The 16610-nt window shown below is 69.7% G+C and carries 15 protein-coding genes; 7 read left to right on the forward strand and 8 right to left on the reverse strand.

Annotated features, from left to right (window positions below; translation table 11 throughout):
- Positions 1-2: 2 nt before the first annotated feature.
- From MKK52_RS21335 to MKK52_RS21345, 3 genes are read left to right on the forward strand one after another with little or no spacing between them, the layout of a single operon-like run.
- The gene (locus tag MKK52_RS21335) at positions 3-2036 is read left to right on the forward strand and encodes an FUSC family protein (protein WP_243957385.1); all 2034 of its coding nucleotides are present in this window, start codon (positions 3-5) and stop codon (positions 2034-2036) included.
- A 22-nt stretch (positions 2037-2058) separates the two neighbouring features.
- Positions 2059-2253, forward strand: coding sequence for a DUF1656 domain-containing protein (locus tag MKK52_RS21340; RefSeq protein WP_243957387.1), 195 nt, complete (start codon positions 2059-2061; stop codon positions 2251-2253).
- A complete protein-coding gene (locus MKK52_RS21345; protein ID WP_243957389.1) occupies positions 2253-3332 on the forward strand; it encodes an HlyD family secretion protein in 1080 nt (359 codons plus the stop codon). Before MKK52_RS21340 ends, MKK52_RS21345 begins: the two co-directional genes overlap by 1 nt.
- A gap of 481 nt (positions 3333-3813) precedes the next feature.
- Here the strand turns inward: MKK52_RS21345 and MKK52_RS21350 are convergent, their stop codons facing one another.
- Positions 3814-4728, reverse strand: a complete 915-nt coding sequence (locus MKK52_RS21350; protein WP_243957752.1) for an alpha/beta fold hydrolase — start codon at positions 4726-4728, stop codon at positions 3814-3816.
- Positions 4729-4730: 2 nt separating this feature from the next.
- Positions 4731-5270, reverse strand: a complete 540-nt coding sequence (locus MKK52_RS21355) for a phasin family protein (RefSeq protein ID WP_243957391.1) — start codon at positions 5268-5270, stop codon at positions 4731-4733.
- Between the two features lie 224 nt (positions 5271-5494).
- Between MKK52_RS21355 and MKK52_RS21360 the strand changes: the two genes are divergently transcribed.
- Positions 5495-7141, forward strand: a complete 1647-nt coding sequence (locus MKK52_RS21360) for an AMP-binding protein (protein ID WP_243957393.1) — start codon at positions 5495-5497, stop codon at positions 7139-7141.
- Positions 7142-7144: 3 nt separating this feature from the next.
- Here MKK52_RS21360 and MKK52_RS21365 read toward each other — a convergent pair whose 3' ends face one another.
- Positions 7145-7366, reverse strand: coding sequence for a hypothetical protein (locus tag MKK52_RS21365; protein ID WP_243957395.1), 222 nt, complete (start codon positions 7364-7366; stop codon positions 7145-7147).
- 95 nt (positions 7367-7461) lie between these two features.
- Here MKK52_RS21365 and xseA point away from each other — a divergent pair, with 95 nt between their 5' ends.
- Positions 7462-9087, forward strand: coding sequence for an exodeoxyribonuclease VII large subunit (xseA, locus tag MKK52_RS21370; RefSeq protein WP_243957397.1), 1626 nt, complete (start codon positions 7462-7464; stop codon positions 9085-9087).
- On the opposite strand, the gene MKK52_RS21375 is transcribed toward xseA, so the two are convergent.
- Positions 9084-9827, reverse strand: a complete 744-nt coding sequence (locus tag MKK52_RS21375) for a GNAT family N-acetyltransferase (RefSeq protein WP_243957399.1) — start codon at positions 9825-9827, stop codon at positions 9084-9086. The genes xseA and MKK52_RS21375 overlap by 4 nt on opposite strands.
- Positions 9828-9887: 60 nt before the next feature.
- Between MKK52_RS21375 and MKK52_RS21380 the strand changes: the two genes are divergently transcribed.
- Entirely contained in the window at positions 9888-11303 is a 1416-nt protein-coding gene (locus MKK52_RS21380; protein WP_243957401.1) for an alpha/beta hydrolase, read from the forward strand.
- On the forward strand, positions 11300-12850 hold the full coding sequence (locus tag MKK52_RS21385) for a GMC family oxidoreductase (protein ID WP_243957403.1): 1551 nt from the start codon (positions 11300-11302) through the stop codon (positions 12848-12850). Before MKK52_RS21380 ends, MKK52_RS21385 begins: the two co-directional genes overlap by 4 nt.
- Positions 12851-12856: 6 nt before the next feature.
- Here the strand turns inward: MKK52_RS21385 and MKK52_RS21390 are convergent, their stop codons facing one another.
- From MKK52_RS21390 to MKK52_RS21405, 4 genes are read right to left on the reverse strand one after another with little or no spacing between them, the layout of a single operon-like run.
- Positions 12857-13579 carry a GNAT family N-acetyltransferase gene (locus tag MKK52_RS21390; protein WP_243957405.1) on the reverse strand — a complete coding sequence of 241 codons (723 nt, stop codon included), beginning with the start codon at positions 13577-13579 and terminating at the stop codon, positions 12857-12859.
- Between the two features lie 17 nt (positions 13580-13596).
- Positions 13597-14625, reverse strand: a complete 1029-nt coding sequence (locus MKK52_RS21395) for an ABC transporter ATP-binding protein (protein ID WP_243957407.1) — start codon at positions 14623-14625, stop codon at positions 13597-13599.
- Positions 14622-15677 carry an ABC transporter ATP-binding protein gene (locus tag MKK52_RS21400; protein ID WP_243957409.1) on the reverse strand — a complete coding sequence of 352 codons (1056 nt, stop codon included), beginning with the start codon at positions 15675-15677 and terminating at the stop codon, positions 14622-14624. Before MKK52_RS21400 ends, MKK52_RS21395 begins: the two co-directional genes overlap by 4 nt.
- Positions 15674-16597, reverse strand: a complete 924-nt coding sequence (locus tag MKK52_RS21405) for an ABC transporter permease (protein ID WP_243957411.1) — start codon at positions 16595-16597, stop codon at positions 15674-15676. Before MKK52_RS21405 ends, MKK52_RS21400 begins: the two co-directional genes overlap by 4 nt.
- Positions 16598-16610: the final 13 nt, after the last annotated feature.

A 16610-nucleotide genomic window follows, 5' to 3' on the forward strand; every position in this document is an offset into this window, starting at 1 on the left:
CGATGAACGCGCGGCTCGACAGTGCCGCGCCGGCCGGTGGCTCTCGCCTCGACCGGCTGATCGATGCCGTCGATCAATATGTGCCCAGGCTTCCGGCCTGGGCCTTCGCGACGCGAATCTGGCTGGCGATGATGCTGGCCCTCGGGGTCGCCTTCTGGCTTCAGCTGGAAAGCGCCTCCTCGGCCGCGACCTGCGTCGCGATTCTCGCCCAGCCCAAACGCGGACAGGCCCTGTCGAAGGCGGTCTACCGCCTCGTCGGCACGCTGATCGGCGCGGCCGTCTCCATCGTCTTCATCGCCCTGTTCGGCCAGGATCGGGTGCTGCTCCTCACCTCGGTCGCGGTCTGGCTCGGCCTCTGCGTGCTCGTCGCGCAATACCTGCAGGATACCCGCGCCTACGGGGCCATGCTCTCCGGCTACACGGTCGGCATCGTCGCGCTGGCGCAGATCGATACGCCGCAGGACACGTTCGACGCGGCGACCGCGCGCGTGGCGGCCATCGTCATCGGCATCGTCGCGATCACCTTCATCAACGATGCCCTCGCCTCCCCGAGCACGTGGCGTTCTTTGTTGCCGACGCTCACGTCGGCTTGGGATGCGACCCGCGCCTACGCGACGGAAACGCTGGAGAAGGGCGCTCTCGGCGTCGTCCGCACGGCGGCGCTGATCCGCCAGATCGCGCCCATGCGCGCCGATGCCAGCGCCATCGCCGGGGAACTCGATGATGGGCCCTTCCGGGCGAGCGGGGCACGAAGCTGCATCGCGGCGCTCTACGCCATGGCGGCCGCGATCCGCACCGTGGCTGCGGCGGCAGCGCATCTGCGCGAGCCGTCGCCGGCCGTCGAGGAAGCGCTCGCCATCTGCCGCCGCATCGCCGCCGGTCCCGACCCGGCGCGGCTCGACGCGGAGGACGAACGCCTGCGCGAGTTGGTCGATGAGGCGATCCGCGACGCCGACCGCCCCATCGACGAGATCGTCGTGCTGCAGCGCGCCCTCGATTTCGCCTGCGCGGCGACCTTCGCCCTGGACGGGCTGAAGGCGCTGGCCGACGGACACGAACCCCTCCGCGATGCGCGCCTGCCGACCCATCGCGACTTCCCCGTGGCGGCGCGCGGGGCGATGCGGGTGGTGATCGGCTTCGCCGTCACGGCGGCGAGCTTCGTGGCCTTGGGCCTGCCGCAGGCCTCCTTCGCCCTCGTACAGGTGGCTGCGACCTCCTCGCTGTCGTCGGTGACGCCGGATCCGAAGAAGTTCGCCAACGGCGTGATGATCGGCATGACGCTCGCCGCGACCTTCGCCGGCATCGCCCGCTTCACCCTGCTGAATGGCGTGCAGGGTTTTCCGATGCTCGCCCTGGTGATGGCGCCGGTCATCTATCTAGGCTGCTTCCTGTCGCTGAACCAGAAGACCTTCGGCATCGGCTTCATCCTGATCGTGTTCTTCCCCGTCCTGCTCAGCCCCTCGAACCCGCAGGATTACGACGCCCTCACCTTCCTGCTGAACGCATTCCTCGTCCTCGTGGCGGCGGTGATCCTCGGCGTGGTGGTGCGGCTCGTCCTGCCGGTGAACAATGTGCAGCAGCGGGTCTTCGCCCTCGATTCCGCCAAGCGGTCCCTGGCCGATGCCCTGCTCGGCGAGGGCGGCGACGCCACGACCCGCACCAGCCTGAATGCCGACCGCCTCTTCCAGTTCGCGGGCTACAGTTCCGGCAACAGCGCCGTGCGCAAGGCGAACCTCAGCCACGCCTTCACCCTGGCCCGGCTCGAAGCGGCGGCGGCGCGGGCGCATGCGGAATTGCGCGCCCTGTGGCAAATCGAGCCCCTGCGGGCTGTGATCCCCGGCACCCGCAACGCTTTGGCACGCGGCGACGACCGCGCCCTGGAGTTATCCGCGCAGGCCCTGCTCGGCAGCGCGCGGGGCGAAGACCGGGGCGTGCGGCTCCTGACCGCGCGGGCGGTGAGCGATCTCGTCAGCGCGGCTCGAACCATTGCGCACCATCGACGCTTTCTACAGCGGCTCGATATCGCTCCGTTCTGAGATAGAGGCGGCAAGACTGGTCATGCACGAGGATATCCACTTCGGCGGGGTCCTGATCTCGTCCTTCGTGGGTTACGCCCTCGTCGCCTTTGCTATCCTGCTCGCGCTCCGTTTCCTCTTCGCCCGCATCCGGCTCAGCCGCTACGTCGCGAACGCCCCCCTCGCCGAGGCCGGAATCTATGTCTGCGTCCTCGCCCTGCTGATTGCCCTGACCTGATGCCGCAGACCACCGCAGACGAGGACGACCCCAAGAAGGTCGCGCCGGCCGAGTCGGAGGACGGAAAATCCGCGCCGCCGCCGGTCGATCCGCCCGCCACGCATGCCCGCTTCACCAAGGCCACCGGGCGCAGCCGGGCGGCGAAGGTGTTTCGCTTCGCCGCGACGGGGCTGATCCTGATCGTCGCCTTCGTGGCGGCTGCGTTCGTCTGGCAATTCTACGTCGAGGCGCCCTGGACCCGCGACGGGCGGGTGCGCGTGCAGGTCGCCAACATCGCCCCGCAGGTCTCCGGCCAGATCGTCGCTGTGAAGGTGGCCGACAACCAGAACGTGAAGAAGGGCGACATCCTCTACGTCATCGACCCTGTCGACTTTCAGGTCGCCGTGTCGTCGGCCGACGCCGAGGTGAAGAACCGTGAGGCCGACCTCTCGGTGAAAAGCGCCCAGGCCGCGCGGCGCGAAGCGCTGTCCACCGTCTCGACCTCCATCGAAGAGAAGCAGATCTACGCCGGCAACGCCAAGATTGCCTCGGCGGCTCTTGAGGCGGCACAGGCACAGCTGCGGCAGGCCAAAGTCAACCTGGAACGCACGCAGGTCCGCTCCACCGTCAACGGGCGCGTTACCAACCTGCTCATGCGGGTCGGCGATTATGCCCGCAGCGGCAGCTCGAACGTCAACGTCGTCGATACCGATTCCTACTGGATCGACGGGTATTTCGAGGAGACGAAGATGCGCAACATCCAGGTCGGCGCCTCGGCCGATGTGGCGCTGATGGGCTATCCGCAGCACCTGAACGGCACGGTCGCGAGCATCACGCTCGGCATCTCCACCGCCAACGCCACCGCGAGCACGCAGGGCCTGCCGGACGTCAACCCGGTCTACACCTGGGTGCGCCTTGCCCAGCGCGTGCCGGTCCGCATCAAGATCGACCGGGTGCCGCCGGAGGTGCCCCTGGTGGCGGGCATGACCGCGACGGTGGTGGTGGGCGACGGACGCGCCACACCCCCGACCTGGTTCATGGATCTCCGCGACCGCATCGCCGGCAAACCCGACACGACGGTCGAGGCCCAACGACAGTAGAGGACGGGCCTGTTCAATTGCGGCCTAAACAATCGGCGTCATGCTGTGCATGACTTAAGCCTGACGGTTTCTTAAGGTCGTACGAAAGCGAAGACGGCTTCATTTTTCGAGTTGACGAGGTCGCGGGACGGGCGCAGTCTCTTCAAGTGCTTCGCGGATGCGGGCACGGGTCATCCGTTACCCAATGGATAGTGCGGATGACCAGGGAATTACTCGCAACGAGCTGAAGGAGACAGGCATGACTCCACCTCAGCAGGATGCCGCCTTGATGGGCGCGGGACCGTTCGGCCCGTAACCTAGCGGCCTTTCGACGGATAACCGGACGGGAGCGGCCCCAGGGGCATGGAAGCGGCCTTCCAGGCACGACTTCGAACACGCGAGACGCCCCACCTCAGCCCTCCCGCCACGGCTTTGCTCGTTTTTGCCCAGGCTCGACTCGCCCGCGCGGCCTCGCCGCAGCGGGGTTTTTGCGCGGGCGCCGTCAGACCGCCGGGCCCATCCAGTCCGTGACGATGCGGATCTGGTCGGGATCGAGGAGCGCGGGGGCGTGGCCGCAGCCGGGAATCTCGACGCGGTAGGTGCGCGGACCCCGCCGGGTCATCTCGTCGGCCGTCTCGCGTAGGAGCAGGTCCGACTCGACCCCGCGCAGCAGCAGAACGGGACAGGTGATCGCGTCCCAATCGCGCCACATGCTCACACTGTAGACCCGGCCCGGCCGGAAGGCCTGCCCGATGCCGGGGTCGTAATGCGGCCGCCAGCCGCCGGTCGGCTCGGGGAAGAAGCTGTGAATGGCGATGTGGCGCCATTGCTCGTCGGTGAGCGGCCCGAACGCGCCGAGCACGATCCGCAGGCGCGATTCACCGGAGGCGAGGTTGTGGTGCAGGCGCGGCGCGTCCCGCAGTCGGTCGCCGATATGGCGGATGGGCGCCCAGGGCAGGAAAGGCCCGATGTCGTTGATGACGAGGCGGCGGATCGGCGTGTCCTGCGCCGAGGCCAGCACCATGCCGGTGAGGCCCCCGAGGGAGGTGCCGATCCAATCGATCTCGCCCTTCAGATTGAGGTGGGCGGTGAGCGCGGCCATGTCGGCGGCGTATTGCGGCAGGGCGTAGAGTTCGGGATCGCGCAGCCAGCCGGAGAGGCCCCGCCCCGGCAGATCCGGGCAGATCACCCGGTAGCCCATCTTGGCGAGCGCGTAGGCGAGCGGGTCGAAATCCCGCCCCTGCCGGCTCAGGCCGTGGACGCAGATGACTACGCGGCGGCTCTCCAGATCGCCCCAATCGACATAGGCGATGCGGTGGAAGTCCTTGGGCGCGTAGGCGAGGAAATGCCCCGTGCGGAATGGGACATCCGCTTCGCTCAGCTCATCGAGCCGCAGCGGGCGGCTCCGCAGCAGCATCGTCACCGCGTTTCGGCGCGGATGGCGGCCTCACGTGCGAGGCGCGACGTGGTCTGGTGCAGATCGACCACCTGATCGGTGATCCGGCGCGACTGGTCCTGCATGAAGGAAACCTGCAATTGCAGCATCTCCCGCGGATCGGAGGTGGAGGCCAGCTGTTCCGCGAAGTCGAGGGAGGCGCGCACGTTCGTGTCCGACGCGACGAGCATCCGGTGGCCGATCTCGCGCATGGCGAAGAGCATCTGGCTCGCGTTGTCCTCGAAGGCGTTGTAGAGGCGCGCGCCGGCCGATTCCCACTGCTCCCGCGCCTTGCGGGCCCCCGCGACGTTGCTGTCTGTAAGCTGCGTCGCCGCCTCGCGGGTCGAGCCCGCCACCTGCTTCCAGCCCTCGAAGGCCTGGGCCATGGAGGCCTCGAAGGCGTTCAGCGCCTGCTCGCCGGCATGGGCGTAGCGCTCATACGCCTCGCGGGCCTTGGCGACGGCGCTTTCGGCCATTTCACGGCGCATCGCATCCGAGGTGGCCGGAAGGTTGTCGTTGTTCACGTTCCGCTCCCGCGCGCGACGAAGCCGGTTCGCCCCGGCAGCGTGGCATTTGACACGACGGCGCATCTCGTCAACCGCATCGCGGTGACGGCAGCCCACGACTCGTTACGGAGGATGCAGCCTATTCGATCCCGCCGCCCCGCGCGATTGACAGCGGAGCCGCCCTCGAAATCATGGCGCCAAGGGGCGAACGCTACGCCCGCCGCCTGACCGAGAGGGCCGTCATGACGGACACCCCGATAACGCCAGCCGGCGGGGCCGCGCACCGCTTCGAAGCGGGGCTGGAACGCAGGGCGGCGAATTACGTGTCCCTCACGCCGGTGAGCCTGCTCGCCCGCGCGGCGGCGGCCTTCGGCGCCCGCGTCGCGGTGATCGACGGTGAGCGCCGCCTCACCTACGCCGCCCTTTACAAACGCTGCCGCCGCCTCGCCTCCTCACTCGTTGCGCGGGGGATCGGGCGCCTCGACACGGTGGCGATCCTCGCCTCCAACATCCCCGAGATGGTCGAGGCGCATTTCGCCGTGCCGATGCTCGGCGCGGTGCTGAACCCGCTCAACACCCGCCTCGACCCGGCGACCATCGCCTTCTCCCTGCGGCATGGCGGGGCGCGGGTGCTGATCGTCGAGGAGGCCCATGCGCCGTTGGCCGCAAAGGCGCTGGCCGCGATGGAGGCGCCGCCCCTCGTCGTCGCCATCGGCGAGGCTGGGATCGCGGAGACCCTCCCCTACGAGGCGCTGATCGCGGCGGGCGACCCGGCCCATGCCTGGGCTCCGCCGGAGGACGAGTGGCAATCCCTCTGTCTACTCTACACCTCGGGCACGACGGGCGATCCGAAGGGCGCCGTCTACAGCCATCGCGGCGCCTATCTGCAGGCGCTCGGCAACGCCGTGACCTTCGGGCTGTCGGGCGAGAGCGTGTATCTCTGGACCCTGCCGATGTTCCATTGCAGCGGCTGGTCCTACCCCTGGGCCTGCGTGGCGGCGGGCGCGACGCAGGTCTGCCTGCGCAAGGTCGAGCCGGCGGACATCTTCCGGCTGATCGCCGAGCACGGGGTGACGCATCTGTGCGGGGCCCCCATTGTCCTGTCTATGATCGCCCACGCCCCCGCGCACGAGCGGCGGGACTTCCCCCAGACGGTGCGCTGCGCGGTCGGCGGCGCGGCACCCTCCTCCACCATCATCCGCACGATGGAGGAGATGGGCTTCCGCATCACGCACCTTTACGGGGCGACGGAGAGCTACGGGCCGGCGACCGCCTGTCTCGCCCAACCCAATTGGGCCGACCTGACGGACGAGGAGCGCTACCAGCGCATGGCCCGGCAGGGCGTGGCGCTGGCGACCCTCGATGCCGTGACCGTCACCGATCCCGAGATCGGTGAGCCCGTGCCGCAGGACGGCAGCCGGATCGGGGAGATCTGTCTGCGCGGCAACACGATCATGAAGGGCTATCTCGGTAACCCCTCCGCCACGGAGAAGGCGCTGGCCGGCGGCTGGTACGCCACGGGCGACCTCGCCGTCTGGCACGCGGACGGGGCCGTCGAGATCAAGGACCGCTCGAAGGACATCATCATCTCGGGCGGCGAGAACATCTCCAGCCTGGAGGTGGAGGAGGTGCTGATGCGCCACCCCGCGGTGATGCTCGCCGCCGTGGTCGCCCGGCCCGACCCGACCTGGGGCGAGACGCCCTGCGCCTTCCTCGAAGCCAAGCCCGGCCGCGACGTGCCGAGCCAGGAGACGATCATCGCCTTCTGCCGCGAGCGCATGGCCCGCTACAAGGTGCCGAAGACGGTGGTGTTCGGCCCCCTGCCGAAGACCTCCACGGGCAAGATCCAGAAGTTCGTTCTCCGTGACCGGGCGCGGGAAATCGGCTGAGGGTTAGTCCTTCTCCTTGACCCGCCGGCATTCGGTCTTGAGGTAGGCGGTCTTGCCGATATCCTCGCGCAGGTCGGTGCGGGCGATGATCTCCTGCCAGCCGGTGGCGCAGCCGATTTCGTTCGCGACCCGCACCTTGCGCACTTCGAGGGCCTGCGCGTCCGTGCAGGCTTCCTGGGCGATCCCGTTGGCGCAGACCAGCACCACTGCGATGAAGGCGTTCATGGCGTCCCGTCCCTTTGTGTCTCCGGGTGTACATGCTCCCGCCCGCGCGGGTTTCCATCTTTACCGGCACGCCGGGTCCGCCTAGCGTCTCCGGGATGCCCCTGGTCCCCCCTCCCCGCCTCAAGGCTCCGCCGCTCTCGACCGACGTGCCGCCCGCGTCGGTGCTGGCCGGCAACCAGCCGGAATGGTCGGTGGGCGACCTCGCCGCCGCGCTGAAGCAGACGTTAGAAGAGCGCTTCGGCCATGTCCGGCTGCGCGGCGAGATCTCCGGTTTCCGGGGCGTCCACGGCTCCGGCCACGCCTATTTCTCGCTGAAGGACGGTCAGGCGCGTATCGACGCCGTGGTGTGGAAGGGCGTCTACGGCCGCCTGCGGCAGAAGCCGCAGGAGGGGCTGGAGGTGATCGCCACCGGGCGCATCACCACCTTCGCGGGCAAGTCTTCGTACCAGATCGTCATCGACAGCCTGGAGCCAGCCGGGCTCGGTGCGTGGATGGCGTTGCTGGAAGAGCGGCGGAAGATGCTGGCCGCCGAGGGCCTGTTCCTCCCCGAGCACCGCAAGCCAATCCCGTTCCTGCCGAACGTCGTCGGCGTCGTCACCTCGCCGACCGGCGCGGTGATCCGCGACATCCTCCACCGATTGCAGGACCGCTTCCCCCGCCCCGTCCTCGTTTGGCCGGTGCGCGTGCAGGGCGACGGCGCCGCCGAGGAGGTCGCCGCCGCGATACGAGGCTTTAACGCCCTGACGCCCGGCGGACCCATCCCCCGGCCCGATCTGCTGATCGTCGCACGCGGCGGCGGCTCGATCGAAGACCTGTGGGCCTTCAACGAGGAATGCGTCGTCCGCGCCGCCTTCGAGAGTGTCATCCCGCTGATCTCGGCGGTGGGCCACGAGACCGACACGACGCTGATCGACCACGTCGCCGACCGCCGCGCGCCGACGCCGACCGGCGCGGCCGAGATGGCGGTGCCGGTGCGCGCCGACCTCATCGCCACGGTGGCGGATCTGGCGGCGCGTGGCGGCGGCGCCGTCCGCCGCCGGATCGAGCGCGACCGGGCGGACCTGCGCGGCCTCGCCCGCGCCATGCCCGGCCCCGATGCGCTGCTCGCGGCCAAGCGTCAGCGGCTCGATCTCGCGGAGGCGCGCCTCGCTCCTGCGCTGGCGGCCGGTGCGGCCCGCCACCGTGTAAGGCTTCAGGCGCTTCTCGACAGGCTCGCCCGCCGCTCGCCGGAACTCGCCCTCGCCCAGGCCCGCGCGCGCCTGGAACGCGTCGACAACCGCACCCACCGGGCGCTGATCGTCGAGGTGAGGCGAAAGGAGGACCAGGTCGCCCAATTCGGCCGCCGCCTCGTCCTGGCCAAGGAATCCAGCCTGGAGCGTGCCCGCGCCTTGGAGGCCCGCCGCCGCGACCGCCTCGCCGGGCTGACGGCGCGGCTCGTCCAGGCCAGGCGGCGCGACATCGAGCGGCGCCACAGCCGCCTGCAATCGCTGGCCGATCTGCTCGGCACCCTCAGCTATCGCTCCGTGCTCGACCGGGGCTTCGCCCTGGTCCGCGACGGCGACGGCCGCCCCCTGAAGCACGCCGAGGAGGCCGAGGCGGCACCGCGCCTGACCCTGCAATTCGCTGACGGGACCGTCGAGGCCGTGCCCGCCAAGGGCAAGCGCCCGGCGCCGCGCGCGAAGAGCCCTAAGGCGAAGCAGGGGACGCTGTTCGACGCCTAATCCCGCACCCGGTAATGGTAGCGGTACAGCTCCCTCTCGAAGCCGAGGCTCTGGTAGAGGGTGATCGCCGCCGAGTTGCTGTCCTCGACCTGAAGGCAGACGGCGCTGGCACCCGTCTCGGCGCCCCAGCGCATCAAGCCGGCAACCGCCTTCCGCGCAAAGCCATGCCGACGCAGGGCCTCCGGCACGGCGACCGACTCGATCACCAGCAGCGCCCCGGCCCGGACGCCGAAGCAGATCGCGCCGATCCCGTCCGGTCCCTCCACGGATACGAAGGCGCGCGGCAGCAGGATCGCCTCCGTCACCATCCGGAACGTCCGTGCCGTCTCGGCGTGATGGCCGCTCACGGCGTTGCGGATGGCCAGCCATTCCAATGAAGGGGCCGGCGCCACAGTGACCTCAGCCTCGGAGCATTCGTCGAGATCGCGGTACAGGGTTCGGGTTTCGCCGATGGCGCGGTAGCCCCTGCGTTCGAGACCGGGGAGCATCTGCGTCGCGATGTCGGGCACGCGGAAGATCGGCCGCTGCCCCAGCCCGGCATAGATGGCCTCGCTGGCTGTGATCGCCGCGTCCGGGTCGCCCGCCCCGCGCAGGGGATTGCACGAATTGATGCGCTTCGAGGATCCGCCCGCCGCACGGAGCAGATAGCCATGGACGAGGGCGTGACGCGGGCTCGGCCACGCGTTCAGGCAGGCTTCTTCCACCTGCCAGCATAGATCATCCGTGGCTAATCCCGCCATTATCCATCCTGCGATGTCGCACCGACTTGAACTCGGTTAAGCTCGCGCGATGTCCGGCTCATGACCGGACGCCCCCCAGACACCCTGTTCTGCCTCCACTTTCTAGGCGGAAGCACCCGAAGCTGGGAGGCCCTCGGGCGCACCCTCGACGGCACGGCACGCCTCGTCCCCATCGACCTGCCGGGCTTCGGCGCGGCAAGCGGCCAATCGGGATACGGCATCAACGCCATGGCCGACGCCGTGACGGAGGCCATCGTCGCCGCCGCGCCGGGGCCGTTCCGCATCGCCGGCCACAGCATGGGCGCCAAGGTCGCCCTGGCCCTCGCACGGCGTGCCGAGGACGGTGACGACCGGCTGGAGGGGCTTTCGGGCCTCGTTCTGATCTCCGGCTCGCCGCCGAGCCCGGAGCCGATCCCCGAGGATCGCCGCGCCAAGATGCTCGCCTGGATCGATGCCGACGACGAGACCCGCGCCAAGGAGGCTCGTGCGTTCGTGCACGCCAATGTCGCCGCGAAGCTCCCGGCCGAGGCCGAGGACCGGGCGGTCGAGGACGTACTCCGTGCCGCCCCCGATGCCTGGAAGGCGTGGTTGAACTCCGGGTCGACCGAGGATCATTGCCGCCGCGTCGGCACGCTGCGGATGCCTGCCCTCGTCCTCGCCGGGTCCGAGGACGCCGATCTCGGTGCCGACGCCCAGGCGGCGCTGACCATGCCGCATCTGCCGAACGGACGACTCGTCACGGTGGAGGGCGTCGCCCATCTGCTGCCGTTGGAGAAGCCGGAGGAGCTGGCCCGCCTGCTCCGCGACTCGATGTCCGGCTCCGTCGAGCCGAACACTTTCCCCATTCCCGCCGATTACGATGCGCTGATCGCCACCGACCGGGTCAATTCCCGCCTGCGCGAGACCCTTCGCCAGCGCGCCGAGCCCGACGATCCGGCTTACGCGCCGAAGGCGGTCGATGCGGTGGAATTTGCGATCCTGCGGGCGGTCTTCGCGCGGGTGCTGCCCGTGCCGGGCCTCGACGTCGCGGCGCGGCTCGATGCGCGGCTGGCCTCCGGCGGCGGCGACGGCTGGCGATTCGTCGCCCTCCCGCCCGACGCCGAGGCCTACCGGGCCGCGCTCCGCACGCTCGATGCGGCGGCGCGGGCCGCCCATGAACGCCCCTTCGTCGCGCTGGACGAGGCGGGGCAGGATGCGCTCCTGACGCTGGCGCAGAAGGGTAAACTGTCGGTGCCGGATTCGCTCGGCGGCCGCCTCAATGCCGACCGGATGCGCTTCTGGTTCGAGGATGTGCGGGCGGATGCCGTGCGCCTCTATCTCGCCCATCCGGCGGCGCTCGCCAGCATCGGCTTCTCCGGGATCGGCGCGGGCGGCGACAGCCCCGAACCCCTGGCCGCCGGCCTGCCGGGCTTCCACAGCACCGGCCTCGATTCCCCTGAAAGCTGGGAGCCCCGCTCCTCGGAGTCCGCACGATGAACCTCGATTCCATGCGGACTTACGCCGAGGGCGATACGGTCGATGTCGTGGTGGTCGGCACGGGGGCCGGCGGCGCCCCCGTCATCGCCAAGCTGGCGGCGTCGGGCCTGTCGGTCGTCGCTCTGGAGGCCGGGCCGAACTTCCGGCCGGAAAAGTTCGCCTTCGACGAGACGCTGGCCGACGAGATCTACTGGACCGACGAGCGCCTGAGCGGCGGCTCGACGCCGGAGGCCTTCGGCGCCAACAACAGCGGCACGGGTGTCGGCGGCTCGACCCTCCACTGGGGCGCCTTCGTGCCCCGCGCCGATGCCCGCGACCTGCGCCTCTTCACGGAGAGCGGCGAGGGTGTCGACTGGCCGCTCGAACACGCGGAGCTTGTGCCCTACTACGAGCGGGTCGAAGCCTTTCTCGGCGTGTCAGGCCCGCCGACCTATCCGTGGGACGCAGGCCGCCGCTATCCGCTGCCGCCGGTCCAGCGGAACGGCCCGGCCGACATCATGGCCGGCGCCTGCGACAGCCGGGGCATTCGCTGGGCGGATGCGCCCGCTGCCCTGGTTTCGCGCGAGTTCCAGTCCGAGGACGGGCCCCTGCGCCATGGCTGCATCAATTGCGGCTTCTGCCACCAGGGCTGCCGCAACGGCGCCAAGGCGAGCATGGACGTGACCTACCTGCCGCTCGCGGTCGCGCACGGCGCCGAGATCCGGCCGGAATGCTTCGTCACCGGCTTCGAGCGTGGGGCCGACGGGCGGATCTCGGCGGTGATCTACAGCCACGGGGGTCGCGAGACGCGCCAGCGCTGTCGGGCGGTCTTCCTCTGCGCGGGCGCTGTCGAGACGCCACGCCTGCTGCTGCACAACGACATCGCCAACGGCAGCGGGCAGGTCGGACGCAACTACATGGGCCATGTGGCGACGCAGGTCTGGGGCACCTTCGACCACGAAGTGCGGATGAACCGGGGCTACCCCTCCGCGCTCATCACCGAGGACTTCATCCGCGCCGAGGGCGCCGACTTCGCGGGCGGCTACCTGATCCAGAGCCTCGGCGTGGTGCCGCTCACCTTCGGCAATGCCGTCGCGCGCGGGCGCGGCCTGTGGGGCAAGGCGCTCACCGACTATCTCGGCCGCTACAATCACTTGGCTGGGATCGGCATCAACGGCGAGACGCTGCCCTGCGATGCCAACGTGCTGACCCTGTCGGACGAGGTCGATGCGCGGGGGATGCGCAAGGCTCAGATCGACTTCGGCTACTCCACCAACGAGGAGCGTCTGAACGCCCACGCCACCAAGGTGATGCGCGACCTGTGGGAGGCGGCGGGCGCCAAGGACATCTGGGTGCTGGAGCGCGTGGCCCACACGATCGGCACCTGCCGGATGGGCCATGACGGCGATACGGCGGTGGTCGATCCGTTCGGCCGGAGCTTCGAGATCGACAACCTCTGGATCAGCGACGGCTCGACCTTCCCGAGTTCGCTGGCGGCCAACCCGGCGCTGACGATCATGGCGCTGGCGTTGCGGAGTGCCGACCGGTTCCTCGCATCCGGGCGATAAGGCCCCTCAGCCGCGAATCTCCGCGAGGCTTCGGCGTTGACGCCCCTCGGCGTCGAAGTTCTCCGGGGCGAGCCAGGCCTGGAAGGCGTCCCGCACGCGCGGCCAGTCCGAGTCGGTCACAGCGTACCACGCCGTGTCGCGCGAGCGCCCCTTCACCACCACCGCCTTGCGGAAGATGCCCTCGAACGAGAAGCCGTAGCGTAGGGCCGCCGCCCGCGAGGGGGCGTTGAGGCTGTCGCATTTCCACTCGTAGCGGCGGTAGCCCAGCTCATCGAAGGCGCGGGACATCATCAGGGCCATGGCCTCCGTCGCCGCCGGCTTGCGCTGAAGGCTCGGGCCGAAATGCAGGTGGCCGACCTCGATCACCCCATTGGCCGGGTCGATGCGGAGATACGAGGCGATGCCGAGCGGTTCGCTGGTCTCCGCGTCGAGGATCGTGTGGAACAGCGGGTCGTCCCCCGCCGCCTGACGGTCCAGCCGCTCGCGGAACGCGGCCTCCGTCTCCGGCAGTTCGTCCATCAGGTAGGTCCAGCTGCGCCGGTCGGGCGCGGACCTGAACAGCGCGTAGAGCTTCGCCGCGTGGGCCGCGGGATCGAGGGGCACGACGTGGCAGAACCGGCCACGCATCGGCGTGCGCGGCGGACGCGGACGGGGGGTCCAATCCGGCAGCGCCGGCCCGATGGGCTGGCCGTACTCGTTGAGGCGCTCGGACGAATCGGTTTGGTTCATCCGCGCACCTTATTCCATCAGGCCATTTCCACCGCCACCGGCTGCGGCCCGGCGCGATAGGCGGACGAGGCTTCGTCGGTGAACCAACACGCCGCCCGGTGGCCTGGGGAGAGTTCCACCTCCGGCGGCATCTCCTTCCGGCACCGGTCTTCGGCGAGGAAGCAGCGCGGCGCGAAGGGGCAGCCCGGCGGTCGGTTGGCGAGGTCGGGCGGGCTTCCGGGGATGGTCTGGAGGCGGCTGCCCTTGTCCATCGCGCCCTCGGCGCGGCTGCGCAGGAGGCCGATCGTGTAGGGATGGTGCGGATCGCGCACGATCTCCTTGGCGGTGCCGACCTCCACGATCTTGCCCGCGTACATCACCGCGATCCGATCCGCGACCTCAACCGCCGCGCCGAGATCGTGCGTGACGATGACGATGGACAGGCCGAGATCCCGCTGCAACTCCCGCAGCAGGAGCAGCACCTGAATCTGCACCGTGGCGTCGAGCGCCGTGGTCGGCTCGTCGGCGAGCAGCACCTGCGGCCGGCAGGCGAGCGCCAGGGCGATCATCGCCCGCTGCCGCATCCCGCCCGACATCTCGTGCGGGTAATTGTCGAGGCGCCGCTCCGGGCTCGGGATGCGGACGCGCTCGAACAGGGCGAGCGCCCGCGCCCGCACATCCTTGGACGAGATTTTCTCGTGGCGCTGGATCGATTCGGTGATCTGCCGGCCCACCGAGTAGACCGGATCGAAGGCGAGCAGCGGCTCCTGGAAGATCATCGAGACGTCGCCGCCCCGGAAATGCGACAGCGCCTTGGTGTCGAGGGCGAGCACGTCCTTGCCCGCCGCCAGGATCTTGCCCTCGATCCGGCTGCGCCCTGCCGGGAACAGCCGCAGGATCGAGCGGAGCGTGACGCTCTTGCCGGAGCCGGATTCGCCGATCAGCGCCAGCGCCTGCCCGCGTTCGACCTTGAGGTCGACGCCATCGACCACCTGCGTCTTGCCGAAGGCGACCCGGAGGCCGGACAGTTCGACGGCCGCGCCGTCCCGTGCCTGTGCCGTGCTCATGCCGCGATGGCCTCCGAGGGGGCGGCCGAATGGCCCGAACCCGGCTGGCGGGCGAGGCAGGCGACGCGATGCAGGGGCATGACCGGGGAAAGCGACGGCTCGACCGCTGAGCAGACGCCTTCCGCCAGGGTGCAGCGGGGGTGGAAGCGACAGCCGGAGGGCGGGTCGATGGGGTTCGGCGGATCGCCCGCGAGCAGGGCTTCCTGCGTCCGGTTGTCAGGATCCAACGAGGGCATCGAGGCGAGTAGCGCCTGCGTATAGGGGTGCGAGGGCGCGGCGAGCACCTGATCCGACGGGCCGATCTCGGCGACGCGGCCGAGATACATCACCATCACCCGGTCGGAGATGAAGCGCACGACGTTCAGGTCGTGGCTGATGAAGATGTACGTCAGGCCGAACTCGGCCTTGAGGTCGAGGAGCAGGTTCAGCACCTGCGCCTCCACCGACTTGTCGAGCGCCGAGACGGCCTCGTCCAGCAGCACGAGGCGCGGTTCGAGCGCGAGCGCGCGGGCGATGTTCACCCGCTGCCGCTGGCCGCCGGAGATTTCGTGCGGGTAGCGGCCGGCGAAGCGCTTCGGCTCCAGGCCGACGCGGGCGAGCAGGGCGCGGGCGCGCTCCACCGCCTGCCGGCCGGGCACGCCGTTCACCTTCGGCCCGAAGGCGATGGATTGCTCCACCGTCATGCGCGGGTTCAGCGAGGCGTAGCTGTCTTGGAAGACCATCTGCGCCTGCCGCCGGTAGCTGCGCCAGGGCATCGCCCGCTCGCCGATGGCTTGGCCATCGTAGAGCATGTCGCCGGAATCGCGCTCGATCAGGCCCATGATGAGCTTGGCCGTCGTGGACTTGCCGCAGCCGGACTCGCCGACGATGCCCAGCGTCTCGCCCTTTAGCACGTCGAAATCGACGCCATCGACGGCGCGCACCACCCGCTTCGGGCCGGTGCCCTTGCGGACGGGGAAATGCTTGATGAGGCCGGAGATGGAGAGGAGCGGCTGGGCGGGGCCGCCCCGGTCGGTGGCGAAGGGGTCGAGGCCGTTCGGGATGACGCTCACTGGCGGATCTCCATGGCGCTGCGCAGCCCGTCCGAGAACAGGTTGAAGGAGATCGACACGATGAAGATCGCGAGGCCCGGCAGGGCCGCTACGACGGGGTTCACGTAGATCGCCGTGCGCAGGGTGTTGAGCATGAGGCCCCATTCCGGCTCCGGCGGGCGCACGCCCAGGCCGAGGAAGGACAGGCCCGAGGCGAGGATCATCGACACGGAGATGAGGCTGGTCGAGTAGACGAAGATCGGCCCGACCACGTTGCCGAGCACCTGCACCCGCATGATGGTGAAGGCCGAGGCGCCGGAGAGCTTGGCGGCGTCGATATAGTCCCGCCGCCGGATACCGGTGGTGACGCTCTCGGCCACGCGGGCGATCTGCGGAACGAACACGCAGGTGAGCGAGACGATCGAGTTGAAGATGCCCGCGCCCAGTGCCCCGGACAGGGCGATGGCGAGCAGCACCGAGGGGAAGGCAAAGAACACGTCGATGGTGCGCATCAGGATCGTGTTCGTCCAGCCACCGACATAGCCGGCGAGGATGCCGATGCCGGAGCCGATGACGAAGGCGATCAGCACGGGCGTGACACCCATGAACAGCGACAGCCGCGAGCCGAGCATCAGCCGGCTGATCATGTCGCGGCCGAGCTCGTCCGAGCCCAGCCAGTAGGTCGCGTCGCCCACTGGCTTCAGCCGGCGCAGCATCGAGCCCTTGTACGGATCCATCGGCGTGATCCACGGCGACAGGATCGCGATGGCGATGACGATCAGGATAAGGATTCCGGCCGCCATCGCGACGGGATCGCGCACCAGCCGGTGGCCGACATGGCCCCAGAAGCCCCGCGAGGCGATGAAGGCCTCCGGGGCGTCGGGGGCGGCGGTGATGTTGCCGTCGAGGGCGACGGAGCCGGCAGTGAGGGGGGCAGTCATGGCCGTTCCTCCT

The organism is Methylobacterium sp. J-067, from assembly GCF_022829465.1.
In the GTDB taxonomy this organism is placed as follows: domain Bacteria; phylum Pseudomonadota; class Alphaproteobacteria; order Rhizobiales; family Beijerinckiaceae; genus Methylobacterium; species Methylobacterium litchii.